Annotated in this window: 23 protein-coding genes; 10 read left to right on the top strand and 13 right to left on the bottom strand. The window is 48.0% G+C overall.

Annotation, left to right across the window (positions count from 1 at the left end):
* Positions 1–13: 13 nt before the first annotated feature.
* Complete coding sequence (gene trpS, locus IT233_02955; GenBank protein MCC7301579.1) at positions 14–982, top strand: tryptophan--tRNA ligase; 969 nt, start codon at positions 14–16, stop codon at positions 980–982.
* Here the strand turns inward: trpS and IT233_02950 are convergent, their stop codons facing one another.
* From IT233_02950 to IT233_02940, 3 genes are read right to left on the bottom strand one after another with little or no spacing between them, the layout of a single operon-like run.
* Positions 983–3,070, bottom strand: a complete 2,088-nt coding sequence (locus IT233_02950; GenBank protein ID MCC7301578.1) for a T9SS type A sorting domain-containing protein — start codon at positions 3,068–3,070, stop codon at positions 983–985.
* An 18-nt stretch (positions 3,071–3,088) separates the two neighbouring features.
* Complete coding sequence (locus IT233_02945) at positions 3,089–3,808, bottom strand: SDR family NAD(P)-dependent oxidoreductase (protein MCC7301577.1); 720 nt, start codon at positions 3,806–3,808, stop codon at positions 3,089–3,091.
* 60 nt (positions 3,809–3,868) lie between these two features.
* On the bottom strand, positions 3,869–5,008 hold the full coding sequence (locus IT233_02940; protein MCC7301576.1) for a cystathionine gamma-synthase: 1,140 nt from the start codon (positions 5,006–5,008) through the stop codon (positions 3,869–3,871).
* A gap of 64 nt (positions 5,009–5,072) precedes the next feature.
* Between IT233_02940 and IT233_02935 the strand changes: the two genes are divergently transcribed.
* From IT233_02935 to IT233_02920, 4 genes are all read left to right on the top strand, one after another.
* Positions 5,073–5,951 (top strand): EamA family transporter, encoded by an 879-nt coding sequence (locus IT233_02935; GenBank protein ID MCC7301575.1) that lies wholly within the window; start codon positions 5,073–5,075, stop codon positions 5,949–5,951.
* 217 nt (positions 5,952–6,168) lie between these two features.
* Positions 6,169–6,945, top strand: coding sequence for an ABC transporter permease (locus IT233_02930; GenBank protein MCC7301574.1), 777 nt, complete (start codon positions 6,169–6,171; stop codon positions 6,943–6,945).
* Positions 6,946–6,948: 3 nt separating this feature from the next.
* A complete protein-coding gene (locus IT233_02925; protein ID MCC7301573.1) occupies positions 6,949–7,692 on the top strand; it encodes an ATP-binding cassette domain-containing protein in 744 nt (247 codons plus the stop codon).
* Positions 7,689–8,663, top strand: a complete 975-nt coding sequence (locus IT233_02920) for an MCE family protein (protein MCC7301572.1) — start codon at positions 7,689–7,691, stop codon at positions 8,661–8,663. The genes IT233_02925 and IT233_02920 overlap by 4 nt, the downstream gene beginning before the upstream one ends.
* Before the next feature lie 27 nt (positions 8,664–8,690).
* Here the strand turns inward: IT233_02920 and IT233_02915 are convergent, their stop codons facing one another.
* From IT233_02915 to IT233_02880, 8 genes are all read right to left on the bottom strand, one after another.
* The gene (locus IT233_02915) at positions 8,691–9,122 is read right to left on the bottom strand and encodes an Rrf2 family transcriptional regulator (protein ID MCC7301571.1); all 432 of its coding nucleotides are present in this window, start codon (positions 9,120–9,122) and stop codon (positions 8,691–8,693) included.
* 2 nt (positions 9,123–9,124) lie between these two features.
* Positions 9,125–9,448 (bottom strand): metal-sulfur cluster assembly factor, encoded by a 324-nt coding sequence (locus tag IT233_02910; GenBank protein MCC7301570.1) that lies wholly within the window; start codon positions 9,446–9,448, stop codon positions 9,125–9,127.
* Positions 9,445–10,737: a cytochrome c oxidase subunit I gene (locus tag IT233_02905; GenBank protein ID MCC7301569.1), complete on the bottom strand. Its 1,293-nt coding sequence runs from the start codon at positions 10,735–10,737 to the stop codon at positions 9,445–9,447. The genes IT233_02910 and IT233_02905 overlap by 4 nt, the downstream gene beginning before the upstream one ends.
* Entirely contained in the window at positions 10,731–11,546 is an 816-nt protein-coding gene (locus IT233_02900) for a DUF2249 domain-containing protein (protein MCC7301568.1), read from the bottom strand. Before IT233_02900 ends, IT233_02905 begins: the two co-directional genes overlap by 7 nt.
* A gap of 100 nt (positions 11,547–11,646) precedes the next feature.
* A complete protein-coding gene (locus tag IT233_02895; protein MCC7301567.1) occupies positions 11,647–12,120 on the bottom strand; it encodes a CopD family protein in 474 nt (157 codons plus the stop codon).
* Between the two features lie 27 nt (positions 12,121–12,147).
* The gene (gene ric / locus IT233_02890) at positions 12,148–13,107 is read right to left on the bottom strand and encodes an iron-sulfur cluster repair di-iron protein (GenBank protein ID MCC7301566.1); all 960 of its coding nucleotides are present in this window, start codon (positions 13,105–13,107) and stop codon (positions 12,148–12,150) included.
* A gap of 152 nt (positions 13,108–13,259) precedes the next feature.
* Positions 13,260–14,981 carry an AarF/ABC1/UbiB kinase family protein gene (locus tag IT233_02885; protein MCC7301565.1) on the bottom strand — a complete coding sequence of 574 codons (1,722 nt, stop codon included), beginning with the start codon at positions 14,979–14,981 and terminating at the stop codon, positions 13,260–13,262.
* The gene (locus IT233_02880) at positions 14,981–15,358 is read right to left on the bottom strand and encodes a hypothetical protein (GenBank protein ID MCC7301564.1); all 378 of its coding nucleotides are present in this window, start codon (positions 15,356–15,358) and stop codon (positions 14,981–14,983) included. Before IT233_02880 ends, IT233_02885 begins: the two co-directional genes overlap by 1 nt.
* A gap of 137 nt (positions 15,359–15,495) precedes the next feature.
* Here IT233_02880 and IT233_02875 point away from each other — a divergent pair, with 137 nt between their 5' ends.
* From IT233_02875 to gmk, 3 genes are read left to right on the top strand one after another with little or no spacing between them, the layout of a single operon-like run.
* Positions 15,496–15,894: a CBS domain-containing protein gene (locus IT233_02875; GenBank protein MCC7301563.1), complete on the top strand. Its 399-nt coding sequence runs from the start codon at positions 15,496–15,498 to the stop codon at positions 15,892–15,894.
* A 29-nt stretch (positions 15,895–15,923) separates the two neighbouring features.
* Positions 15,924–16,787 (top strand): YicC family protein, encoded by an 864-nt coding sequence (locus IT233_02870; GenBank protein MCC7301562.1) that lies wholly within the window; start codon positions 15,924–15,926, stop codon positions 16,785–16,787.
* The gene (gmk, locus tag IT233_02865; GenBank protein MCC7301561.1) at positions 16,784–17,353 is read left to right on the top strand and encodes a guanylate kinase; all 570 of its coding nucleotides are present in this window, start codon (positions 16,784–16,786) and stop codon (positions 17,351–17,353) included. Before IT233_02870 ends, gmk begins: the two co-directional genes overlap by 4 nt.
* Before the next feature lie 7 nt (positions 17,354–17,360).
* Here the strand turns inward: gmk and IT233_02860 are convergent, their stop codons facing one another.
* Both IT233_02860 and IT233_02855 read right to left on the bottom strand, forming a co-directional pair.
* Complete coding sequence (locus IT233_02860; protein ID MCC7301560.1) at positions 17,361–20,759, bottom strand: T9SS type A sorting domain-containing protein; 3,399 nt, start codon at positions 20,757–20,759, stop codon at positions 17,361–17,363.
* Between the two features lie 81 nt (positions 20,760–20,840).
* Complete coding sequence (locus tag IT233_02855; protein ID MCC7301559.1) at positions 20,841–21,542, bottom strand: NAD-dependent deacylase; 702 nt, start codon at positions 21,540–21,542, stop codon at positions 20,841–20,843.
* 165 nt (positions 21,543–21,707) lie between these two features.
* On the opposite strand from IT233_02855, the gene IT233_02850 reads away from it, so the two are divergent.
* The gene (locus IT233_02850; GenBank protein ID MCC7301558.1) at positions 21,708–23,984 is read left to right on the top strand and encodes an NADP-dependent malic enzyme; all 2,277 of its coding nucleotides are present in this window, start codon (positions 21,708–21,710) and stop codon (positions 23,982–23,984) included.
* Between the two features lies 1 nt (position 23,985).
* A complete protein-coding gene (ruvA, locus tag IT233_02845; GenBank protein MCC7301557.1) occupies positions 23,986–24,567 on the top strand; it encodes a Holliday junction branch migration protein RuvA in 582 nt (193 codons plus the stop codon).
* Positions 24,568–24,571: the final 4 nt, after the last annotated feature.

Raw genomic sequence — 24,571 nt, 5'->3', positions numbered from 1 at the left:
AACTTTGCCGCTAATGGCCAGAATACTTACCGGAATTCAAAGTTCTAATATCCCCCATCTGGGGAATATTCTGGGGGCCATTCTTCCTGCCATCCGGCTTTCACAGGATCCGCGAAATGAGTCCTTCCTCTTTATCGCCGACCTTCATTCCCTTACCACAATCAAGGATGCCGGGTTCCGGCGCAACTCCTCCGCGGCAGTCGCTGCTACCTGGCTGGCCTTTGGTTTTGATACCTCACGGAACCTGCTCTACCGCCAGAGCCGCGTGACGGAAGTTTGTGAACTCACCTGGTATCTCAGCTGCTTTACTCCCTTTCCCATGCTGGCCAATGCGCACTCATTTAAGGATAAGGCCGGGAAACTGTCGGATGTGAACGCAGGTCTTTTTACCTATCCGGTTCTAATGGCCGCAGATATAATACTTTACGATGCACACAAAGTACCCGTAGGGAAAGATCAGTTGCAGCACCTCGAAATGACCCGCGATATCGCAGGTGCATTCAATCATCAATACGGCGACACATTTGTGATTCCTGAACCACTGATTGATGAAAGAGTAATGATCGTTCCCGGAACGGATGGGCAGAAAATGAGTAAGTCGTACAATAATTTCATTAATATCTTTCTGCCGGAAAAAGAGCTGCTGAAGGCGGTCAAAGGCATTGTTACCGATGCCACCCCGCTGGAGGCTCCGAAGGATCCCGAAAAGTGCAACGTGTTCGCGCTGTACAAACTACTCGGTACGGACCTTCAGGTGAGTGATTTGCGAACGAAATATCTGGGGGGGGGATTTGGTTATGGACATGCTAAACAAGCTCTCTTTGAGCTCATCATGGAGTGCTACCGGTCGCAGCGCGATGCCTTTCATGATCTCATGAACCAGCCGGAAATGCTGGAGCGTATTCTTGCGGACGGAGAAGAAAAAGCCCGTGCGATAGCACGGGCCAAACTCAAACTGGTCAGAGAAAAGCTAGGCTACTGATCAGCGGATCACCAGCTTCTTCACATAGGTATTACCGTTATGCTCCAGGGTCAGCAGATAAATGCCGGGAGCCAGATCTCCGGAATGGAAAGCCAGCTGGGTTTCTCCACTGAATTCCCCTTTTAATATTTCCTTCACTTCCCTCCCCATCACATCGTTTAATGATATACGGATCGTTTCCGGACCGTCCGTAGTGAATAGGAGCTGAGAAAATCCTTCCACCGGGTTGGGAAATACGTTCATCCCGAAAGGATCGGCCCCCGTGTTTTCCATACCTAGTGTGCCGGTCATATTAATGTGATCCACGTAAATATTATTTCCGCCATCGGAAGTAAATTCAAATTTCACCTTCAGTTTTGCAGCGCTCTGATAAGCGGCCAAACTTACTGTTTCCAGTCTCCACTGGCTGGCCTGCGTGGGAATGAATGAAGCGGTTTGCGGATTAACGGTCTTTAAAATGGATCCGGATTTTGAACTTCGCTGGGTCCACATTTCTCCGCAATCAATAGACACCAGAATACGAAGTTTGTCATCCGAATTGGCATCGCGCTGGGCATAGGACACATAGTAATAGAGTTTCGGAGAATTAATGGAAGTCATATTTACGGAAGGTGAAATGAGCTCATCCACCTGGCCCGTGAGTCCGGAACTATTCACATACCGGACGGAGCTTCCGCCAAACCAGCTGGCGGTATTTGTGATCGTCCAGGTTACTGCATCTCCTCCCAGGTTGTATACGGCCCAGTCTGACGGAAGCTGGGAAGCGTCAAATCCTTCATAATAATTCCATGTACTATACTGAGCGGTGCCGGCACTGACAACGATCCAACCTGTTTTTGTAGCTGTGTTGGTTCCCGCGGTGTTGCTCACAGTGAGTGTTACGGAATAAATCCCGGGAGTGGAATAGGTGACATATTCAGTAGAATCAGTGGAGGAGGACGGGGAGCCGCCCTGGAAGGACCAGTTGCGGTTACTTACGGTCCCGTTATACGACATATCCTTGAAAAGAACGGAATCGCCGGCACATATCAGGGCAGGAACAAAGGGGGAAATTTGGGCTACCGGGGCGCAGAGCACAGCGGGCGATCCGTCTGTTCCGGTTGCCGTAAGATTTGAAGCACTCCAGATGTTGGCTCTTGCACCGCTCAACGTGGTGTTCATACGAGTACACTGTCCAACCGAAAACATATTCTGACAATTACCATCAGTGTAGTCCATGTAATTCACATACATCTCACCATTGGGGCCCGGATTGCACTGGCTGCCTACGTTGTAAGGGAAAGTCGGACAACCTGAATTCGCTCCCAGGTGCGTAGGTGTATCACTCACCTGGTCGTTTCCGCATACGGCATCACCCCAAATATGGCGCAGGTTAAGCCAGTGACCGGCTTCATGACAAAGCGTGCGGCCGTTATAATTGGCGAACGGCCCCGTTGCTGCTGTGCCTATGTCTCCCACTACATCATGACGGAGTACCACACCATCCGTTCCAGGGCTGATCGGCAGCAAGTTTGGGAATTGAGCATAACCGAGAATCGTACCCGGATTACCATTGGCATCAATGGATTTAACCACCCAGATATTGAAATATTTTGTGGCAGGCCAGTAACTCACCGCCTTCACATTGTCGCGCGCATTCACGCTCAAAGGCGAATATTTGCGTACAATACCATCCGTACAATTCCCACTGGGATCTTTTTGTGCCAGGCGAAATTCGATATTGGCATCGCCGGCCAGAGGTTTAAAGGGGCCGGGCGTATTTACGGTGTCCGGATTTAGTCTGCGGAAATCCTCATTCAGTATGCGCATCTGATCCAGTACCTGCGCCTTGCTGATGTTTTCCGTTCCGCCAACATGGATGATATGGAATACTACCGGAATGATCCGGGGCCCACCCTGTGTTTGCAATTCAGGATTGTTCCGGAGGATCTCCTCGAATTTTTTCTCTTCTTCATTAAAGACAGCTCGCTTTAACGGATCCTGAAGGAACAATTCTTCCATGTGCTCCATCGTATGGCATGGAACAACCTGCTGGGCCATAGCAGGAACCGAACAGGCCAGGAGCATTGAGTACAATACTGTTTTCATCACTGGATTTTATTAGAATTAATGGTCCTTTACTGAAAAAACAATTTCTTCCGGGGATCCTATTTTCGCTAAGATACTAAAGTATTTCTCCGCTGTCAAGCGCGGATCCCCTAACACGTTGTCATTCTTGTACTTCTGAAAATCTTCGAGCCTGCTGAAATCAGAAGGCGAGGCCGAACGAATTTCTGTCTGCATCTGGGTGTCTACTATTCCTGGTGCAATGGAGAAAATGCGGATGCCTGTTTGCCGGGAGATTTTCTGCTCTTTATCCACGACACGGCTGAACATATCCAGTCCGCTTTTCGACGCACAGTAAGAACTCCATCCGTCAATTGGATTTTTGCCCGCCCCGCTGCTCACATTGACGATCATACGGTCGCAGTTCTCTTCACGGAATGCTTCAATAAAACTGTTGATCAGAACGGCCGGACTCACCAGGTTCACGTGAAAGCAGGCGATGAGCTGATCGGGATTCAGTTTGCCGGCCGGTTTAATCTGACCGATTGTACCCGCATTATTGATCAGCCAGATCTTTCCTGCTCCGGGATGGTAGGAAAACCGGAAGGCCTTAACCGCTGCCGGATCACTCAGATCCAGTTTATGCCAGGAGAAATTTGGGTGTGACAGGGTATTGGTCCGCGAGAGCCCGACCACATGATTGGTATGGTCGCGTAAGAGGTATTCGGCCATGGATTTGCCAATGCCGCGGGAGGTTCCGGTGATATAATAGTGATTCAACGGGGTAAACCTATTAATTCCGCGAGCGAATTGCAACAAATTGGGATAAACGGCAAAAAATCAGCTGAGGGCCTGTTTCAGATCGTCTAAAAGATCCTGAACATCCTCAATTCCCACACTCAATCGAATAAGATTATCTACCACACCCACCCTTTGCCTTTCTTCTCTTGGGATGCTGGCATGGGTCATGCTGGCCGGATGATTAATAAGCGATTCCACACCGCCCAGGGATTCGGCAAGGGAAAATACCTTCGTTCGCTGCATCATTTTTCCTGTTGCCTCGGCGTCAGCACCCTTCAACACAAAGGAGATCATTCCCCCGAAACCGCGCATCTGTTTTTTTGCAACCGCATGATTAGGAAAGTCGGCAAAACCGGGCCAGTAGACCTTTTCCGCTTTGGGATGTCCTTTCAGAAATTCTGCAACGGCTTTGCCGTTGGAACAATGTCGGTCCATACGTACATGCAGGGTTTTTATTCCGCGCAGGACCAGGAAGGAATCCATGGGGCCGGGATTCGCACCGCTGGCATTGAGTGCAAAGGCAAGCTGCTCGAGCAGGTTGTCGTTGTTGGTACAAAGGGCACCCATCACCACATCGCTGTGTCCGCCGAGATATTTTGTGGCGGAATGCATTACAATGTCTGCGCCCAGATCCAGCGGATTCTGCAGATAGGGCGAGGCAAATGTGTTATCCACCACCAATATCAGTTTTCGCTCCTTTGCAATAACAGCGCAGGCCGAAATATCAATGATCTTCATGAGCGGATTAGTAGGTGTTTCCACCCACAGAAGCCTGGTCTTATCCGTTATCGCACGCCGGATGTTCGCCGCATCCCCCATGTCCACATAAATAAATTTGATACCGTAGGGAGAGAAGATCTTTTCAAACATCCGGTAAGAGCCTCCGTAGAGATCATCCGTGGCGATAACTTCATCACCGGGTCTGAGCATTTTGATAACGGCGTCGCTGGCTCCCATTCCGCTTGAAAAGCAAAGTCCGTGACGGGCGTTCTCCAACGCGGCGATGCACTTCTCCAGTGCCATGCGTGTTGGATTTTTCCCGCGGGCGTAGGCGTACCCTTTGTGTTTCCCGGGAGCCTCCTGTACGTATGTTGAGGTCTGGTAAATGGGTGTCATGATCGCGCCGGTACTGGGATCGGGTTCCTGTCCGGCATGAATGGCTTTGGTGTCGAATTTCATAACATCAAAAGTAAGGATTCGACAGTGTATCTTTGTGCCCGGTTCAAAAAAAACCGAAAACAGGGTGAATACCATTTATGCTCATACGGCGCTGCTGGTTGCACAGGTGATCTACGCCATCAGTTTTGTTGTAGCTAAAGACTTTACAGCGGACTGGATGGAACCGGCAGGATTGGTGGTTTTACGGGCTGCCGGCGCAAGTTTACTTTTTTGGTTCGCCGGTACCTTGTTTGTACGTGAAAAGACGGATCGCAAAGATCTGCCCCGGCTCCTGATGCTTGCCGTTTTCGGAGTGTGCATCAACCAGATGCTATTCCTTAAAGGATTGGATCTGACCAGCCCCATTCATGCGGCCATTATGATGATTACTACCCCTATTCTTGTACTGATTCTGGCGGCACTCATTATCCGGGAGCGCATTACAATGGTGAAAGCCGCGGGGGTGTTGTTGGGATTTCTCGGAGCGGCTGCACTGATGTACTCCGGAAGCGGTGATACAAAGGGTGTTGCGGATCCACTGGGCGACTTTTTTGTTTTACTTAACGCCACATCCTGGGGATTGTATCTCGTGCTGGTAAAGCCCCTGATGCAGAAGTATCATACTGTAACCATTCTGAAGTGGGTCTTCCTCTTCGGAGCCATTCTGGTGCTGCCGTTCGGGGTTGCAGACACGGCGGTGGATTATAGCGCTTTCTCGCGGTGGGCATGGGGCGCCCTGGCTTTTATCATTATCGGTACTACTTTTATTGCATACCTGCTCAATACCTTCGCACTGAAGGCCCTTAGCCCATCTGTCGTAAGCGCGTATATCTATCTTCAGCCTGTTCTAACGGCCATCATCGCAGTTGGCCTGGGAAAGGATCACCTTGATCTCGGCAAGGTACTTTCTGCTCTCTGTATTTTTACCGGCGTCTACCTGGTGAGTGTGCGGAAACCAGCCTGAGTACTGAATGACGAAATACAGGTCATCGAAGGAATCGAACGTACAGACACCATTCTCTCTTTGGAAGAAAGTATCATCCGTCCTATTGACCTCGGCAGAATCATAAAGAAATAAGTTCATTCGGGTTTGCTCCTGCGGTTCATTAACTGACCGGGGTCAGTATCTGTGCTGACACCACTCACAGGACCTTTCCTTTGTGATTAGCTATCTTTGGAGAATGGCATCGGGACCCCTCGCACCCCTGAGAGAAACATTGGACGATACAGGCCGGATGGCTGCTTTCGCTGCGCGTTTTTTCAGGGAGTTGTTCCGGCCGGGGTTCGAGTTTTCCGAGTTCCTGCGGCAGTCGTACTACGTTGGCTATCGTTCCTTACCTCTGGTTGCCATCACCGCGTTTATCATGGGGCTGGTAATCACCATCCAATCACGGCCCACACTGGTGGAATTCGGTGCTGAGGCTTGGCTTCCCAAAATGGTATCGCTCTCACTGGTACGGGAAATTGCGCCCGTAATTACTGCACTGATCTGCGCTGGAAAAGTAGGTTCCGGCATCGGTGCGGAACTCGGATCCATGCGCGTAACAGAGCAAATTGACGCAATGGATGTTTCCGGTACCAATCCTTACAGGTACCTGGTGGTTACACGGGTGCTGGCTACTTCACTGATGCTCCCCATTCTATCCATTCTTGCCGATGGTGTATCGCTCTACGGCAGTTACCTCGGCGCGAATATTCGCGGAGTTGTGAGCTGGGAACTTTTCTGGAATCAGGTGTTTGAAGTGATGAATTATTCGGATCTTATTCCTGCTTTTATTAAAACTTTCTTTTTTGGATATGCCATTGGTATGGTGGGATGTTATAAAGGGTATTTTTCAAGTAAAGGAACGGAAGGGGTGGGGCGGTCCGCAAATTCTGCTGTTGTGATCGCTTCCCTTCTGGTATTCCTGATAGATCTGGTGGCCGTTCAGATCACGGATATTCTTGGGCTTAATTGAGTAATGGAGATCGGCGAACTGGTTATCGAAAGCAAGGGGATCCGGAAATCGTTCGGAAGCAATCATGTGTTGCGCGATTTCGACCTGCAGCTTCATCGGGGCGAAAATGTGGTGGTGCTGGGAAAATCCGGCTCGGGCAAGTCGGTATTTATTAAAATTGTCATTGGGTTGATGCAACAGGACGCCGGTTCCATGAAGGTGTTTGGACAGGAGGTGACGGAGCTGGACAGGGATGAACTGGATAAATTACGCGCCAGAGTCGGGTTCCTCTTCCAGAGTAATGCCCTTTATGATTCCATGACGGTACGGGAGAACCTGGAGTTTCCTCTGAGGAGGCACTGGATACAAATGAAAAAGGAAGAAGTGAATGCGCTGGTGATGGAAGCGCTCTCCAACGTTGGCCTCGCGGAAACAGTGGATTTAATGCCTGCGGAATTATCGGGCGGTATGCGAAAGCGCATCGCACTCGCACGTACTCTTATTCTGAAACCCGAAATTATTCTGTACGATGAACCTACCACGGGTCTGGATCCAATCACCGGTCGTGAAATTTCAAACCTGATGGTGGAGATTCAGAAGAAATACAAAACTTCTTCGGTGATTATTTCGCACGACCTCAACTGCGTGGAGATCACTTCCAACCGTGTAGTGATGCTGATTGACGGAAGAAATCACGAGGAGGGAACGCTCAATGAACTGCGACACTCCTCAGACCCTGCAGTGAAACCTTACTTTAAGCTGACATGAAAAAAGAAGGAACCAGAAATTTACGGCTTGGCATTTTTGTGTTGGCTGGAACAGCCTTACTGATTGCCGCACTCTATCTGGTGGGAACTAAACAGAATTTGTTTGGATCAACCTTTAATCTGTATGCAAATTTTAGTACCGTAAGCGGCCTGATGGAGGGCAATAATGTGCGCTACGCCGGTATAGACGTAGGCACTGTTTCGGAGGTCATGATTGTGAACGATTCAAATGTACGGGTGACCATGATGATTGAGGAAAGTGTTCAGAAATATATCCGGAAGAATTGCAAGGCGGCGGTAAGTACCGACGGACTGATGGGAAATAAACTGGTGAACATAACTCCTTCCTCCGGCCCATCGCCTATGGTGGAACCGGAGGATGTGCTGGCTACTGTGGCTCCCATCGAAATAGAGCAGATGATACGTACGCTAAGCGTTACGAATGATAATATGAAGGACATTACTGCTAACCTGAAGGATATTACGGAGCGTTTCCGAAGCAGAAATACCATATGGTCGCTGCTCACGGATGAAGAAGTGGCGGAAAATATAAAAGCGTCTATTGTGCAAATCCGCAAGACTTCGGATCATACCTTGCAGATCACAGGAGACCTGCATAGCCTTGTGGCCGGCATAAAAAATGGCAAAGGCTCGCTGGGGGCACTGGTAACGGATACGGCGCTTTACGGCAGCGTGAAACAAACCGTGTTGAAATTTGAGAAATTGTCGGATTCCCTCGCTGTGCTCAGCGGTGATATTTCGGACATTTCCGGTAAATTGAAAAAGGGAGAGGGAAGTATTGGCGTGCTGCTTAACGATACAGCCTTTGTTCATCATCTCAACCAGAGTATGAAGGAGTTGAACAAGGGGACTATTCTGCTCAATGAAGATCTGGAGGCGCTAAAACACACTTTTCCACTGAAAAGATATTTTAAAAAGCAGGAGAAAAAGAAGAAAAAGGCTGTAAAGTAAAAAGTACTTTATCGGGCATCACCGGTCTTAGCCGATCAGATGGGCCAGCCCGCTGTTCACGTCGCTGCAGAGATCATTCACGTTTTTATCGGAGCACATTGTCCTGAACAGTTCACGAATTGGTTTGAAATCATTATGAAACGGACAGGGATGTGTTTCACTGCATTTTGTTAATCCCAGGCCGCATTTACTGAACACATCCTTCCCGTCTATGGCATGAACAATATTAATAATAGGCTGTCTATATTGCCTGCCTGTCATATAGAATCCGCCGTTAGGGCCTTTGACACTATTGATAATTTTAGCCTTCACAAGTTTTTGCAGAAGTTTCCCAACAGTATGTTCATTTTCATTGATATATTCGGCAATCTCCCGGATGCCGGACTTCATATTTGAGTCGGATTTTGAGCCAAGATAAATGACTGCTTTGATCGACGCTTTACATGTCAGGCTCAGCATGATTATCGTTTTAAAAACGCTTTGCCCTCTTCCGAGATCCGTTCAAAATTCCAGGGCGGATCAAATGTAAGAACCACTTCTGCTGAATAACCTGTGAATGAAGTCTGCAATGACTCCCTAACTCCGGTCGTAATGGAATCTCCCATTGGGCAAAATTCTGCAGTGAGTGTCATCAGGCATGTTACTTTTTTTCCCGGCTCATCAAAATTTATTTCATAAATCAACCCCAGATCTACCACGTTCAGCCCAATCTCCGGATCCAATACCGTAGACAATCCCGCCAGCGCAACCGTACACTGAATAGTATTATTTGTTTTTACGTTCATTTAGTTACGGCTTTATGAGTAATAACTTTAAATACATTCAGATTATACATTACCCCGGTGAGGATCAGCAACAAGGCACCAACTTTTAGCGTCACAACAGAAGTAAACAATATCCCGGATGCGAAAATAATAAAACCGGAAAGATAGGCCAGACTCATGATCTTAAACACGACCGGGCTGAAAAGCTCCTTCGGACCGGGGGTCTTTCCGCGGGCAGAGCGGTGGTGGTAAACCTTGTTCCACACGATAAACGGCAGGGTCTTAAATGTCATTCCAAATATCAGTGCCGTAATCCATCCAAAAAAGATCACAAAACCGTACGTCAGGACCAGCGTAATATGATCTCCTGAAGCAGTCAATATCGGAATCAGAATTGCAAACAGAAACAGCACAGGAATCAGGATCATTCCAACGGAAAGCAGAGAGATTTTCATCTGATCGTCTACCATGCGACGGATGCGTTTACGGTACGATTCATAACAGTAAAATGCAAATAACAGAACCGCAAGCAGAATCATCGTGAGTGGAATGAATAGCCAGGATGCATTCGCCTGAAGAAAAAAGACTGCCAGATAATGAAGCAGCGCAGCGTTGATTAGAATGCAGATAAGCCCAAGAAGTTTCGTATTAGTGTATTTGGAAATGAGGAACATTGGAATCAGCCGTGAGGCTACTCCAATTACCAGCAGGAGAAACCAGCCGATGATGCCGACATGGGCATGCAGGGGAAGGTAATGCAGCGAATCTGACGGGAGAACCACTCCTGTGAAATTGTAAACAAGCAGCAGACCCAGTACGGCAGTAAATAAGAGCCAGGCCGCGGAAGTAAAAACAAACAGGGTATGCACGTTTTTACTCCGGCCTCCCGAGATACTTCCGCCGATGTTGATGAGATAGGTCGTTAGAGCGAGTACAATCAGTTCGCCCCCACGCCGGGCAGAAAATCCCATGTCAAAATTATAAAAGCCGTACAGTAGCAGTGGAATTCCAAGGGCCGCCAGACCAAAGGTGAAATAGGCCAGCCATTCGCTGTATAGTTTTCCCTCACTGATAACCGGTATCATCTGATGACTGGCGCCGATAATAATCATGGTTCCCCAGCCCAGTGTCATCATGTGCGTAAGTGAGAGGAGTTGAGGATGAAAATAATGCGTCATAAACGCTTCGGCGGAAATAAAAAGGAAAATCGTGGCCACCAGGTAGGAGAGAGCAGCGTAAATATAGAAGGGCAGTACCACTTTGTGCGAGGTGGTCCTGATGGTGGAAGTATCAACGGGGGCACCTAACATTCGGAATGAAAAATCAAAAGATGAACATTTCCGTCACTGATTTCTTTGATACGGTACTCCATCTTTCGTTCTTCCAGCTCGGGAAGAAGAAATACGGGGATACGTTTATGCTGAACAAACAGTGCCTGGTCTTTAGGCAGTTGTTCGAGTGCCTCCAGTATCATGTGCATTGGCTGAGGCATTTCCAGGTGGCGTACATCTATGTTGACCAGCTTATCGCGGAAACGTTGGTAAACCTCGTCCCAGCCGGTGGCATCACCCACCTGTGGCAGTGTTGCATTTCCGGTGCCTCCTTTACGAAAGAAGTAGGTGTGCACAAGATCGTCGTTCTTGTGTTCCACAAAATATTCAAAACCTTGTTTGCTGAGGATATTCAAAAGAGGTACCGGTGCAAATGTGTTGATCAGCAGCAGAACCGAATCCGCCGGGAGTTCATTTATCTTCTGCATAATACTACTGAACGGATCTTTCCCTTCGGCTATTACCGGCCGAACATCCAGTGTTTCAACAGATAGTTGCTGAATGTTATTCATAAAGCCGGGCTTTTCAGCTGTGAAGTGGTCCTCTGAGGGGGCAGTGGTCCGGTCAATCGTAAAGCCCAGCGGTTCCAGTTTCAGAAAGAAATCATTTACGGAACAGCCCCCAACTTTACTGGCAGTAAAAAGTGAGGTGCGTGAGGCCATTAATTTGCGCAACACAGGATTCCTCAGTTTGTTGAATTTTGGTGACAGGCTGATAATCGCTTCCAATGCACCCGGATGTGCTTTAATAACTGCTGCAATCTTTGTGTCGGCATTGATAGTGATCATGATCGTAGTTTTTAATTCGGGTTAACCATTCCGGAATGGATGCCTCCCGGTTATACCGCTGTACATTGGCGCTTTCTGTATGGAGAGCAAATCAGCCATGTTATATCCATCCTCCTCGTGAGATCGCTACCCCCAGAAATGCGATAAGGACAGATAACAGCAAATTGATGCGGCCAGACCATCGGGCAACCAGCGTAAGCTTATTTTTTTGATCTGCCTTTATTAGTTCTATAGCTTTTTCACCAATGTAAAAGTCGTGAATAAATGCTATCATCAGCAGGATGGAAAAGAGTATCAGTTTGAACGCAAGTAGCCGCCCGTAGCCACTCTCCGTTAGGAATTCCAGACTGAATGGTATACCGCGTAAATACATATTCAGGAGTCCCGTGATAAGCAGCCCTGCCAGTGCAACCCATCCATACAAACGAAAACGGATTCCGGTCTTATAAAGCAGCGCAACACGGTTGCTTTCGTTTTTTATTCCCGGCAAAAATACCAGAGGCAGGAACAGCATACCGCCCATCCAGAAAGCAGCAAAGAGGATATGAAGAAAAACTGAAGCAATGTATGGCATTGGCATCTCAATCCTCTCTTCAGAATATTAATTTCTCAGCGACTTCTCCATTTCTATTGCTTTTGGAAAAAGTATGTTATTCTCGAGATGGATATGTAAGTGCAGATCGTTTTCGAATTCGTCCAGCATGCGGTAAAGCATACTGTAACTGGCGCAGGCATCGGGCGGCAGCGTATAACCTCCCGTACAGGCATTGAGTTCTTTCAGAATGTTGCCAAGTGTATCGTGCTCATGTTCCATCATATGGATTGGATTCTCCACAGTTCCGAACGGACTGCCTTCGAAGGGTTCTGAATTCTTTTTAATAATGGCGAGTTGCCGTATGTACGGGAAAAGGATCTGTTCTTCCTTATGCATATGTGGAAGGATTTCGTTAGCGGCGGATTCTACGAGTTCATATACCTTGTGTAACTCCGGATGCTGGTCGCCGTGCACGCGCATTACCTTGTTCGCATACATCCGGATATCAGGAAGATTTTTGTTAATATAACCGTGGTGGGTATTCACAATATAGTCGGCTAAAAAGCCAGGATCCCATTCGTTATAAGGGAGCGGACGACTTTCCCTGACCTCTTCCGCCTGCTGCAGCTCCTGTTCAACCTTGGTGACATCCAGACCCTTTTCAAGGCAGGCTTCTTTTACTGTTTTCTTTCCGCCGCAGCAGAAATCAAGGCCGTATTTCTTAAAGATTTTTGCCTTGTGCAGATCTTTGGCAGCGATTTCGCCCAGCGTTTCTTTTCCCTCTCCTCTCACTTTCTTACTGATCCTTACTTTCCACCACTGCGGACCTTGTTCGAGGTATTCCCAGGTGAATATATCACCCCGCTCGCCGAGAAGCTGATAGTAGAGCGGTTTTGGATCATGGTCATTATGGATCACGAAATTCTCTCCTTCCGCCAGTTTGTCAAAACCGGCAAAAATAGTCGGGTGCTTTAATCGGGGCTCTATCAATGTTACATTGATAATATTCTCTGTGGTTGTTTCCATTCCTGTTGTTTTTAATTCGTGATTGATTACCGCACAAAGATAATCTTAGTTTTGTAATAAAAGTAATTAAATACTTATAATTAGGTAGAAGAGGAACCGGGGGTAGGCAGGAGCCTCTGATAATGAGGCAGGTACGTTTTGAGTAATATCAGCTATTCATCCCAGCCGGGCCACTCGTCGTGATCCCCTTTGCGCAGGTCGCGGAGCATCCCGACTACCAGGATAGCGGCGATAACAAAACTGCATATCCCGGGAAAGGAAGTATCATCCCACAGTGGAGGCACCTTATAAATAAGCATAAGGGTTCCGCCGATGATGAGTGCCGCACCGATGATGGAGGTAATGATTTGGCGGGTAACGCGGTTAATGGTATGCACCAGCGGGTCAATGCCCTTGTGCCGGAGGTCGACTTTGATCTCCCCGGTATTGATCTTACGGATGGCATTCTTCAGATCGCGCGGGAAGTCCTCCATATACATTCCCATTTCATATACGGAGTTGAATACCCGCTTGGCAAATTTGAACGGGTTGTATTGTTTGGCCACGGTTTTAATCAGGTAAGGTCGGGCGAGGTCAATGAGATCCAGGTCCGGATCCAGTTTATGGATTACTCCTTCGATGGTTACCATGGATCTCCCTAGAAGGAAAAAGTGGGAGGGTACACGCAGACCATGACGGATGATGATATCCTTAAGCGACATCAGGATGTGGCTCATTTCATTGGAATGAACACTGCGGAAATGATGATTCTGTACAAATTCATTCAGATCACTTTCAAGGTCGCGGAAATTACGGATTACCGGATTATCGGATAAGGATTGCAGAGCGCGGATGATCTTACGCACATCCTTCTGCTTTACTGCAATAAAAAGGTACCCCAGTTGTTCAATATCCTTCCGCATGATATTGCCCATCATGCCGAAATCAAGATAGCAGATGCGGTTAACAGGTATAGCAAGAAGGTTCCCCGGGTGCGGATCGGCATGGAAAAAGCCGTATTCGAAAATCTGCTTGAAAAAAGAAACCGCCAGTCTGCGTGCCAGCACCGTTGGATCGTATCCCTCTTTTTTTAACCGTTCCAGTTTGGAGATTTTGGTTCCGTCAATGAACTCCATAGTCAGTACACGTTCCGTAGTAAATTCAGGATGTACTTCCGGTGCATAAATCTCCCCTTCGTCACTCTTATCATTATGAAACTGGTGATGGAAGCGCTGAATATTGATGGATTCGTAAATAAAATCCAGCTCCCGGGTTATGCTTTCTTCAAAATTTTTGACCAAACCTGGCGGATCAAAGGATTTCAGGGAAGGAATGCGACGGCTGAATATCCCGGCCACGTAATACATTACCTTGATATCGGATTCGATCATTTCTTTAATGCCGGGTCGTTGCACCTTAAGGACCACTTTTTCGCCCGTTTTCAGTGTGGCATGATGCACCTGCGCCATGGAGGCTGAAGCGAAAGCTTCCTCCTCAATGGATGCAAACAATTCCGACACTGGTTTTTTCAGTTCGGTTTCGATAACCTGGAGTGCAACTTTTCCGGGAAGCGGCGGAACTTTGTCCTGCAGTTTCTCCAGTTCGTAAATCAGTTTCTCCGGAAGAAGGTCGGGCCGGTTGCTGAGGATCTGTCCGAATTTTACAAAGGTGGGTCCCAGTTCTTCACAAACCAGTCGCATCTTCTCCCACTTGGTCAGATGTGTCGCACGTTCGATCGTTGTTTTTGGGATCAGCTTTTTAAGAAAGCGAAAGCGCTTTTTTTCCTCCAGGTACGATACAAAATCGTCAAAACCATACTTCATCATCACCCGGATGATCTGGTTGTACCGCTTCAGAAAAATATACTTCTTGTCGAAGTAACTCAGGATTCCCATCAGTGCTGTTTGGCCGTTTCTAGCTGAATTAAACGGGCTTCTGTCAGCGCCAGTTCACGCTGGAGGGCTTCCATTTTCTGCTCCAACTTTTCGATATCATTCTCATGTGCAAGCTTCATCCGGTGATACACTTTTTCGGCTGTTTCCTCTACTTTTCTGTCAAACTCAAGTTTGGCTTTCTTCACCCTGGTCAGCAGCTGTTCCAGCAACTCGGCATCCTCCCCGGTATCTTCTCCAAGGTTGTCCCAAACCGCATTCGCCTTCTTTTTTGCTTCGGCAGACCATTCTTTCAGGTGCTTCATTAGTTCCTCGTCACGTGCAATCATATACAGGTTTCCGGAAAGACTCAGCAGATCAATAAGTGTTCTCGTTTTCATGGCAGATGTTTTTCCTGAAATTAGCTTTGACGATAGGCCCGGAAAATGATAAAGATAAGATTATCCTTCCGGAGAAGTGACATTCATCAGAATCCCGGAAAAATCCCATCTTTACCTTTGGAAACAATCCTAAAGCAATGGAAAAAGCAGTATCAACGATCATGTCCGGCCACCTCGTAACGCTCAGCCCGGGCCAGAAACTGGTAGACGCTAAGCATATTTTCGAGAAAATAAGATTTCATCACCATATACCGGTGGTGGAAAACGGATTGCTGGTGGGAATGGTGAGCTTGCACGATTTTATGTATGCTGCAGAAGGAGCCGGACTGAATGACGACGCGGCACCTTACCAGAATAAACTGGTGAAAGACGTGATGTCGGCTCATCCGGTGAGCATTGCCTCCACGGCAAGCATTCGGCTGGCAGGGGAGATCCTTGCCGGAAACGAAGTGCATGCTGTGGTGGTGGTAGATAATGGCAAACCGGTGGGTATCGTCAGCTCGGCGGATCTCATCCGGTATTTTCTTCACAAGTAATTGTAACAGAGCATTCCTTACATTTGTTTATGATGCAATCCATGACGGGCTTTGGGAAAGCCACCGTGAATTTGAAGGGTAAACAGGTGAATATTGAAGTCCGGTCCCTCAATTCAAAACAGTTGGACCTGAACCTGCGCCTCTCCGGCCTGGTTCGGCCCTATGAAAACGAAATTCGCACCCTGGTAAGCGGAGCTCTGGAAAGAGGTAAAATAGATGTTTCAGTTTACGTGGAGCAGGGTCCGGAAGCAGGGCTGCCGGGGATAGACCGGAAGCTGGTGAAAACATATTATACTGGATTAAAATCACTGGCCAGGGAACTCAAAGCACCGGAAGGTGATCTTTTAGCTCATGTTCTGCGCTTGCCCGAAGTATTGAAGACGGAAAAGGCGGAGCTGGAAGACAAAGAATGGAAGCAGGTGAAGGCGGGACTGGTTAAGGCGCTGGAGGGGTTAAGCAAATTCAGAACCGATGAAGGGAAATCCCTGCAAAAGGAACTGGAGCGCCGTATTGATCTTATCCGGAAAAATCTGAAGGAAATTGAGAAAATGGATGAAATGCGAGTGGTCAGGATAAAGGACAGGTTGAGGCAGTCGGTGGCAGAGTTAAAGGGTCAGTTTGATACGAACCGGTTTGAAGCGGAGCTGATCTACTACATGGAGAAGCTGGATATTACCGAAGAGAAGGTGAGATTAAAAACCCACTGCGACTATTTTACCTCCACTATGCGGGAGAAGGGGAACGGACGTAAGCTGGGTTTTATATCACAGGAGCTGGGCCGGGAGATCAATACCATTGGTTCAAAAGCAAATGATGCCCTCATTCAGAAGCTCGTGGTACTCATGAAGGATGAACTGGAAAAGATCAAAGAACAGATCAATAATATCCTTTGAACGGGAAGCTGATCATATTTTCCGCACCGAGCGGCGCAGGTAAAACCACTATTGTTCATCACTTGCTGCATCTATTCCCTGAAAAGCTGGAATTCTCCGTTTCGGCCACCAGCCGCGGAAAGCGACCGGATGAGACAGAAGGAGTGGATTATTACTTTTTATCGATAGCGGATTTCAAAAAGCGGATTGCCAGTGAAGAATTTGTGGAGTGGGAAGAAGTTTACAGAGATAATTTCTATGGAACGCTGAAGAAAGAGGTAGAACGGATATGGCGGCTGGGCAGGCATGTCATCTTCGATGTGGATGTAAAAGGCGGTTTGAATCTCAAGAAGCAATACGGTAAAAAGGCGCTCGCCGTGTTCGTAATGCCACCTTCCATTGATGCCCTGGAAGAGCGATTGCGCAAACGCGAAACTGAAACGGAGGAAAGCATTGCAAGGCGCCTGGGCAAGGCGCGGATGGAGCTGGAAACCGCTCCGCAATTCGACTTCATACTTAATAATTCCGATCTCTCCGCTGCTTTTAGGGAAGCGGAGGAGGTGGTGGGAGGGTTTCTCAGCAAGTGATAGTGAATCAATCTGTGAGAATGAATTTTCCGGTTTGAGGTTTCTCACCCGAAATATGCAGTTCATAGAAGTATACTCCGTCTGCCAGTGACTCACGGCGGATTACAATGCGATCGTTTCTGATACTTTTGTATATGCGCACCAGCCGTCCCTTTACGTCATAGATTTTCAGATGAGCCGGATGACTTTCATTGTTTTCAAATTCAAGCAGGGCCTCATCGCTAAAGGGATTAGGGTAGAGTATCGTTGGACCGGTATAGTCATAGCAATCCTGATAAGCATCACTATTAATGGTGAATGAGTACATCGGGTAATTCCGGTTTTGAGGATTTGCAGTGGTGGGGTAAGCCATAAAGGGTTTCATAACACGTAGCCGGATACGTACATCTGTTTCAAAAATGGATCGCCCGGGCTCAAGAAGAGGAATATTGACCCACATGGCGTCGCGAAAAACATTCCGCTTCACGGTGTTGACAGGAGTGTTAGGCGCTGTGGCATTAAGGAGCACACGAATCTTTTTTCCATAGTCGTAACGGGGAATAAAATTTGTGTCATCAGAATTATGTCCAAAAATGTAGATGTAATGCATGCCCCCGAAAACGGGTACTGTGCCTGGTTGAAGAATCTCGGTCGCAGTTGGATTCCACAACATATCTCTTCCGTTATGTCCGGCCAGCCACGAATTTTCACCAAAGGCAATGTTGAGTCTTTCTCCGGTCTCAAGGTCAATGGCATACCCCGGGAACCATGACATGCCCGTAGGACTGATAAAATCAGCATCGCTCGGGTCATTGGTAGGCCAGCCATCGCCGGTATTTCCGCTCTTATCCACGCTTTGGGCAGTGCGCAGATCCAACTTCCGGGCGTTCATCAGCGTGTTTGTGGGATGTGGCTCTACCACCATCGGATCATCGCAGGTTTCCAGAACGCAGCAACGAGTCCACTTACTTTTGTCAGCGGTTATCACCAGGTCAACATTGGATAACTTATTAAGATTCGCCATTGATGCGAACATCTTGTCCCAACAGGGCCCTCCACTATAGCAAAAGGGAGAAAAAACAGCTTGGGATGAACCGGTGAGTCGATAAGGTGCCCACATTCCGCCCATTACCGTTTCATAGATCTCTCCGGGATCCAAACCGATGTAATCATCGAATTGAGCCATACATACATTGTTGGTTTGGTCATTCCGGAAACCTGATCGAATCCAGTTTCTGTCGCTTTGTCCATCTTTATCTGCCAGTCCTTTCAGCCATTTTTTGCCAGGGTCTGTAAAGATCATGTTTGCTTCAACGAAGCCGAGGTTCACGCTTCCCGGATCACCGGGTTCAGGCTTATGGTCCACAGTTACTTCTAATCCCCATTGGGAGATCATTTGACGGGTTTTAATGCTAATCACAGAATCAGAGAACACGGTGTCCAAACTACCCTGCCGATACATTTTCCATCCGGAACTTGTATGAACGGAATCAAATTTTAAAATATAATCTCCATTCACAAGATGTTCGAAGTCCTTTACTATTACACGCACTGGTCCTTTGGCACCCTTGTAGGTTGGAAAGAGCACACGGTGGTCATTGCTGGATAGGATATCCTGTTCCGTTTTTTCGGTGATATCAGTTCCGTAGCCGCTGTTCCCTTTTCCTTCAATGCGTGTGAGTTCGGGACCGCATAGATGCCCTGCTTCTTCCACATCAATTACTAAACAAGTGCTACTGCTTCCACAGGAATTAGTAACAGTAAGGCATACGGTATATCGCCCTTCTTCAGTATAAATGTGCGTTGGAAATTTCTGGCCAGACCCGCTGTTATCTCCAAAATCCCAGCTGAAACTATCACCGTTGCTAAATGCCGCAAACATATAGGTCAACCCGAAATGCTGCTCACTAAGCTGAGCCAGTGGGGAAGTGCAGGGGAAGATAAAGCAAGAGTCAAAAGCTGCCTGCACAATGTCAGACGCAAATTGTAGTTTATTGACAGATGTCAGATTATTCCCGGAAGAATCCTGAGCCCATGGCACACCAATCGTAGACTCCATGACTTCGCCAGGCTCAAGCGTCATTGGACCCATAGTCATTAGAAAGCGACGATCTGATGGTGTGTTGCCTACAGTAGTTTCTGTCCAGGATGGCATGGGAACTCCGCCGGTTCCCCAGCCGTAGGGGTCGGAGGTTCCGGGGAACATGTAGTGACAAACCGGACCTGGCTCATTATAACCATTGCCGCCGTAGGTGATAGGTACGCCATCCATCCAGACTCCCTGCAGGTAAGTATAAAAGTTGATCGCGTTGTTTGGATTTCCCTGGGAGGACCAGTCGCCGTTATAGTATACAAACCGGCTCATTTTAAATCGCTCACCCGGTTCGTCTAACATACTGTCCTGGTCATTATCCAGGCCATCAAAAGCATCTGCCAGAGGACCTTGAAGAAAGTCTACGCCAATGGCGGGTGGGTAATTACCGTAACTCCCTGGTCCTCCATTCCCGTCAGCAGGGTCACCGTTGTAGGCATATCCTAAGCCTCTTTTCACGTCGCAACCTACGAAGTCGTCCGAATAATCACCCAGGTCCACATCTGCGTATTGTCCCCACCAGAAATTATTGAACTCATCTGCAGAACGATTTATCAGTTTGTATTGGTAGAAAGTTGCGTTGGCCAGCTCTTCGCCAGAGGATTGAAAGGCGTACGCCATGCAATGTATCTCGATTCCTAAGCTTAATCCGTTGGTTTCTTCGTGACTGTTTCCTCTGTCGTTGATTATCCACCATAAGCACTGATCTCCAGGTATCTTGTTGCAGATATTGTTTCCTGAAAGGTCAAATCCCGGATAATCACCATCTGCAGCGAAATACTTACCGTCGCCGTTTACGTCAGTGAATGGCGCCAGGTAGTTGGGTTCACCCCGGTAGGTTCTGCCATTTCCTGGCCAGGACGCGATGTCGTTAGGAATAATGTAACCAGACTCATTCCGCCGCACAATGAACTCTTCCACTTCCCATCGATTCACTTTCCAGATATAATCGTATGCTTCACAAAGTGAATCGTAAGCAATCACATTCACAGTGTCCATCGGTCCTGGCCAGAAGTCGTTTCCGCCCTGGCGGTAGGTCATGCATGCTGTATGAAGCTGCCCGCTGGCATCAATGCCGCCAAACCACAACGTTCCGGCAAAGAGGCTATGATCTCCTGTTCCTTTCGGTACCTCATACCCTGCATTGCTCAGATCCCACCACATATCCCCTCCATTAAGGATCCGCGAACGCACGTTTCCGATATCCAGGTCTACCTGCGCTTCCGGCGAGATACACAGCGGGGTAATATCCTGTGCGATCGGCGGATCTCCGGCAAAAAAGAATTGCGGGAAAAGTAAAAAGGGGAATGCTGCAAAGAGTATTCGCCGATGCATGGCACTTTTATTTGAACGGGGACGTTCAGTAGACTAAAGATAGTACAAAACGGGATATTCCGGGCTCTGATGAATTGGGCTTTATTTCAGCTGCATGAGTTCCTTCAGCAGTTGTTCCATTCCTTCCCCGGCCTTTGCACGAATGATCTCCAGATTAGGAATAAGTTCAGCACGCGTGTGATTAGGATCTACCACAAATTTCGGAACATCATAGGGAGCGTAATCCACAAGCCCGGCCGCGGGATATACATTCAGCGAGGTGCCTACTATCACAAAAATATCCGCCAGGCTCGATAATCGCTGCGCTTCTTCGATGTTGGGAACAATCTCTCCAAACCATACGATGTGCGGACGGAGCTGTGAACCTTTCTCGCATAGCTGTCCCATCTTCAACTCGTCATTACGCAAACTGTAAATCAATTTGGGATCCGCGGAACTCCGGCTTTTGGTGATCTCACCATGTAGATGAAGTACATGTTTTGATCCGGCACGTTCATGCAGGTTGTCTATATTTTGTGTGATTACCTGCACATCAAAGTGATCCTGGAGCGACGCGATCACATTGTGCGCACGGTTCGGACGCGCTTCAAGAATCTGCCTGCGGCGCTTATTGTAAAACTCAAGCACAAGCGCCGGATTCTTCTCCCAGGCTTCCGGGGTTGCCACATCCATCACATTGTATTCCTCCCACAAGCCCCCGCTGTCGCGAAAGGTTTTAAGTCCGCTTTCCTCACTCACTCCGGCTCCGGTGAAGACCACCAGTTTTTTAACGTTCCGATCCATAATTTTAGGTGACGCAAAGTAGGAAAATTGTTGACCAAAAACAATGCTAAAGTGTTTAAAATGAAGCTCCTAAAATTGAAAACGGGGACCCCTTCTTTTTTAGTATATTCGCCTTTACCTTAAAAAAGGAGAGGGGGCTATTGTCCTCTTTCTCAACTTAAAAAGATGGCCAAACTCAGAAAGCAGGACGCCCTGGACTACCATTCCCAGGGCAGGAAGGGTAAGATCGAAGTGATTCCTACCAAACCCCACTCCTCGCAGCGCGACCTGACATTGGCCTATTCGCCAGGTGTTGCTGAACCCTGTCTCGAAATCGAGAAGAATCCGGATGACGTTTATAAGTACACAGCAAAAGGGAACCTGGTGGCAGTGATTTCTAATGGAACGGCAGTGCTCGGACTCGGCAATATAGGACCAATGGCTTCCAAACCGGTGATGGAAGGAAAAGGAATGCTCTTCAAGATCTACGCGGATATTGACGTGTTCGATATTGAGATTGATGCACTGGATCCTGAGGTGTTCATCCAGACGGTGAAGGCGATCGCGCCAACATTCGGAGGAATCAACCTGGAGGACATCAAAGCCCCGGAATGTTTTGAAATAGAAAGACGCCTGAAGGAGGAACTGACTATTCCGCTGATGCACGACGATCAACACGGAACAGCCATCATCTCTTCGGCCGCTTTACTCAACGCCTGTGAGGTATCCGGAAAGGATGTGAGTAAAGTGAAGATTGTAGTGAACGGCGCCGGCGCTTCCGCTATTTCATGTGCGAAACTCTACCTGGCTCTCGGCGCGAAAAAGGAAAATATCCTGATGCTGGACAGCAAAGGACCTCTGACCACTGACCGCAGCGATTTGGATCAGAATAAAAAATTCTTCGCACGAACAATTGATAAAAAGATTACGGATCTCGCCGGAGCAATGAAAGGTGCTGATGTGTTCCTTGGCCTTTCCAAGGGAAATGTGGTTACCCAGAAAATGATCCAAAGCATGGCGAAGAACGCTATCGTGTTCGCGCTGGCCAATCCTGACCCGGAAATTCCTTATGAAGATGCCGTTGCTTCGCGGGAAGATGTGATCATTGCCACCGGGCGTTCGGATCATCCCAACCAGGTTAACAATGTGCTGGGGTTCCCTTATATTTTTCGCGGTGCGCTGGATGTGCGTGCCACATGTATCAACGAGGAAATGAAGCTTGCTGCCGTGTATGCTATTGCCCAGCTGGCAAAGGAGCCCGTACCGGAAAGCGTGAACTCGGCCTATCATTCCAGAAATCTGGTCTTCGGGCGGGATTATATCATTCCAAAACCTATTGACCCGCGGCTGATCGCCACGGTGGCTCCGGCGGTGGCCAAAGCAGCAATTGATTCCGGTGTATCTCGCTCAGGCATCGCCGACTGGGAGACCTATAAGAACGAATTGGTAAACAGACTCGGCCTCGATAACAAACTGATCCGCTTCATCACCAATAAGGCCCGTCAGAATCCCAAACGGGTGGTATTCACTGAGGCGGATCACTACAAGATCCTTAAAGCAGCACAGCAGGTCAAGGACGAAGGGATAGCGCGCCCCATTCTGCTGGGAGATGTAAGCAAGATCCGGAAGATGATTGAGGAAAATCACCTTGATCTTCAGGATGTACCTATAATTGATTCCAGAGATCCGGGGGAGGAAGAACGAAGAAATTCCTTCGGAGAACAATTCTTCAATAAGCGCAAACGCAGAGGTTTCACACTCTATGAAGCCCGTCAGATCATGCGGGAAAGAAACTACTTCGGCGCCATGATGGTTGAAACCGGTGACGCGGATGCGATGATCTCAGGACTTACCCGGAAATATGCTGATCCGATCCGACCTGCCCTGCAATGCATTGGTGTTCAGGATGGTGTGCGGCGCTGCGCGGGTATGTACATACTGAATAACAAACAAGGGCCCTTCTTTTTTGCTGACACTACCATGAATGTGGATCCTACGGTGCAGGACCTTGTGGATATTACCGTACTCACTGCCCAGTCGGTGCGCAGGTTCAATATCGTTCCCCGCATCGCCATGCTTTCTTATTCCAATTTCGGTTCCAGCGAAGGACCCGTGCCCGACAAAGTGCGCGAAGCCGTTGCCATTCTGCACCGGGATTATCCTGGAATGATCGTTGACGGGGATATTCAGGCTAATATCGCCATGAACAACGAACTGCTCAAGGAGGTTTTTCCGTTCTCGGAACTGGTAGATAAGAAAGTAAATACCCTGATATTCCCCAATCTTGCTTCGGGGAATATTGCTTACAAACTCATGCAAACCATGGGAGGCGCGGAAGCCATCGGACCCATTCTGCTCGGGTTAAAAAAGCCGGTGCATGTTCTGCAGCTGGGAAGTGCGGTGCGTGAAATTGTGAACATGGTTACCATTGCCGTTATAGACGCTCAAGCCCATCACCGCTGATATGTACGAATATTTCCAGGGAAAATTGGTGGAGAAAACCCCTACACATTGTGTGGTGGATTGTAATGGAGTGGCATTTCATTTGAATATTTCCCTTTCAACATCGGCAAAACTGGGCATTTCTAAAGAATGTAAACTTTATGCATACCTGGCGGTCAGGGAAGATGCGCATGTTCTTTACGGATTCTTCGATACAGGAGAACGGGATATGTTCCGAATGCTTATTTCAGTTTCCGGGGTGGGAGCAGCAACCGCCCGAATGATCCTTTCGTCTTTGTCACCGGAGGAGATTGCCGGAGGAATCGCTGCAGGTAACGTTTCTCTTTTTAAATCGGTGAAAGGGATTGGTGAAAAATCAGCTCAGAGAATCATTGTGGATCTGAAGAATAAAGTAGGCAAAACCGGTGCTCCGGTAAATTTCCTTACGGCTCACAATAAAACCCGTGAGGAGGCGTTAAGTGCCTTGACCGCGCTGGGATTTACCCGGGCTGCTGGTGAAAAGGCCCTTGAAAAAGTTATTAAATCTGATCCTTCCGACCGGCCGGCGGAACAACTGATCAAAGAAGCACTTAAGTTCTTGTAGATCC

The sequence above is a fragment of the Bacteroidia bacterium genome (genome assembly GCA_020852255.1).
GTDB lineage: Bacteria > Bacteroidota > Bacteroidia > JADZBD01 > JADZBD01 > JADZBD01.
The sequence above is the reverse complement of the archived record's forward strand: the minus strand, read 5'-3'. Positions and strand labels throughout refer to the sequence as shown.

Excerpts from the sequence above, each read along its gene's own strand:
- trpS (MCC7301579.1), top strand. The coding sequence starts at position 14 with ATGGCCAGAATACTTACCGGAATTCAAAGTTCTAATATCCCCCATCTG.
- IT233_02950 (MCC7301578.1), bottom strand. The coding sequence starts at position 3,070 with ATGAAAACAGTATTGTACTCAATGCTCCTGGCCTGTTCGGTTCCTGCT.
- IT233_02940 (MCC7301576.1), bottom strand. The coding sequence starts at position 5,008 with ATGAAATTCGACACCAAAGCCATTCATGCCGGACAGGAACCCGATCCC.
- IT233_02930 (MCC7301574.1), top strand. The coding sequence starts at position 6,169 with ATGGCATCGGGACCCCTCGCACCCCTGAGAGAAACATTGGACGATACA.
- IT233_02925 (MCC7301573.1), top strand. The coding sequence starts at position 6,949 with ATGGAGATCGGCGAACTGGTTATCGAAAGCAAGGGGATCCGGAAATCG.
- IT233_02920 (MCC7301572.1), top strand. The coding sequence starts at position 7,689 with ATGAAAAAAGAAGGAACCAGAAATTTACGGCTTGGCATTTTTGTGTTG.
- IT233_02915 (MCC7301571.1), bottom strand. The coding sequence starts at position 9,122 with ATGCTGAGCCTGACATGTAAAGCGTCGATCAAAGCAGTCATTTATCTT.
- IT233_02910 (MCC7301570.1), bottom strand. The coding sequence starts at position 9,448 with ATGAACGTAAAAACAAATAATACTATTCAGTGTACGGTTGCGCTGGCG.
- IT233_02905 (MCC7301569.1), bottom strand. The coding sequence starts at position 10,737 with ATGTTAGGTGCCCCCGTTGATACTTCCACCATCAGGACCACCTCGCAC.
- IT233_02900 (MCC7301568.1), bottom strand. The coding sequence starts at position 11,546 with ATGATCACTATCAATGCCGACACAAAGATTGCAGCAGTTATTAAAGCA.
- IT233_02895 (MCC7301567.1), bottom strand. The coding sequence starts at position 12,120 with ATGCCATACATTGCTTCAGTTTTTCTTCATATCCTCTTTGCTGCTTTC.
- ric (MCC7301566.1), bottom strand. The coding sequence starts at position 13,107 with ATGGAAACAACCACAGAGAATATTATCAATGTAACATTGATAGAGCCC.
- IT233_02885 (MCC7301565.1), bottom strand. The coding sequence starts at position 14,981 with ATGGGAATCCTGAGTTACTTCGACAAGAAGTATATTTTTCTGAAGCGG.
- IT233_02880 (MCC7301564.1), bottom strand. The coding sequence starts at position 15,358 with ATGAAAACGAGAACACTTATTGATCTGCTGAGTCTTTCCGGAAACCTG.
- IT233_02875 (MCC7301563.1), top strand. The coding sequence starts at position 15,496 with ATGGAAAAAGCAGTATCAACGATCATGTCCGGCCACCTCGTAACGCTC.
- IT233_02870 (MCC7301562.1), top strand. The coding sequence starts at position 15,924 with ATGATGCAATCCATGACGGGCTTTGGGAAAGCCACCGTGAATTTGAAG.
- IT233_02860 (MCC7301560.1), bottom strand. The coding sequence starts at position 20,759 with ATGCATCGGCGAATACTCTTTGCAGCATTCCCCTTTTTACTTTTCCCG.
- IT233_02855 (MCC7301559.1), bottom strand. The coding sequence starts at position 21,542 with ATGGATCGGAACGTTAAAAAACTGGTGGTCTTCACCGGAGCCGGAGTG.
- IT233_02850 (MCC7301558.1), top strand. The coding sequence starts at position 21,708 with ATGGCCAAACTCAGAAAGCAGGACGCCCTGGACTACCATTCCCAGGGC.
- ruvA (MCC7301557.1), top strand. The coding sequence starts at position 23,986 with ATGTACGAATATTTCCAGGGAAAATTGGTGGAGAAAACCCCTACACAT.